Consider the following 1,170-nt stretch of genomic DNA (forward strand, 5'->3'; position numbering starts at 1 on the left):
GACTTCCGCCACGACGCCGGCGCCCACCGTGCGGCCACCCTCGCGAACCGCGAAGCGCAGCTCCTTCTCCATGGCCACCGGGGTGATGAGCTCCACCTCGATGGCGATGTTGTCGCCCGGCATCACCATTTCGACGTTCTCCGGCAGCTTCACCGAGCCCGTCACGTCCGTGGTGCGGAAGTAGAACTGCGGACGGTACCCCTTGAAGAACGGGGTGTGACGGCCGCCCTCTTCCTTCGACAGCACGTAAATCTGCGCCTTGAACTTGGTGTGCGGGGTGATGCTGCCCGGCTTGGCCAGCACCTGGCCGCGCTCCATGTCCTCGCGCTTCAGGCCACGCACCAGCGCGCCGATGTTGTCGCCCGCCATGCCCTGGTCCAGCAGCTTGCGGAACATCTCCACGCCCGTGACGACCGTCTTCTGCGTCGGACGCAGACCGACGACTTCCACTTCCTCGCCGACCTTGATGATTCCGCGCTCGACGCGGCCGGTGGCCACCGTACCGCGGCCCGAGATGGAGAACACGTCCTCCACCGGCATCAGGAAGGGCTTGTCCGTCGCGCGCTGCGGCGTCGGGATATAGCTGTCCACCGCCTCCATCAGCTTCAGGACGGCCGGCTCGCCGATGTCGCTGGTGTCACCCTCCAGCGCCTTGAGCGCGGAGCCCGGGATGATGGGGATGTCGTCGCCAGGGAACTCGTACTTCTTGAGCAGGTCGCGGACTTCCATCTCCACGAGCTCGCGCAGCTCGGGGTCGTCCAGCATGTCCACCTTGTTCAGGAAGACCACGATGTACGGAACACCGACCTGACGCGCCAGCAGGATGTGCTCGCGCGTCTGCGGCATCGGGCCGTCCGCCGCCGACACCACCAGGATGGCGCCGTCCATCTGCGCCGCGCCCGTGATCATGTTCTTCACGTAGTCGGCGTGACCCGGGCAGTCGACGTGGGCGTAGTGCCGGTTCGCCGTCTGGTACTCGACGTGCGCGGTGGAGATGGTGATGCCGCGCTCACGCTCCTCCGGCGCCTTGTCAATCATGTCGTACGCCAGAAACGTGGCGCCGCCCGTCTTCGCCAGCACCTTCGTGATGGCGGCCGTCAGCGACGTCTTGCCGTGGTCCACGTGTCCGATCGTGCCGATGTTCACGTGGGGCTTGTTACGCTCGAACTT

The 1,170-nt window shown here is 66.1% G+C and carries 1 protein-coding gene; it reads right to left on the reverse strand.

Annotated features, from left to right (window positions below):
* The coding region (gene tuf / locus HV824_RS35805) for an elongation factor Tu (RefSeq protein ID WP_176421568.1) at positions 1-1,170 on the reverse strand (1,170 nt) is incomplete at both ends.

The organism is Myxococcus sp. AM009, from assembly GCF_013372605.1.
Classification (GTDB): domain Bacteria; phylum Myxococcota; class Myxococcia; order Myxococcales; family Myxococcaceae; genus Myxococcus; species Myxococcus vastator.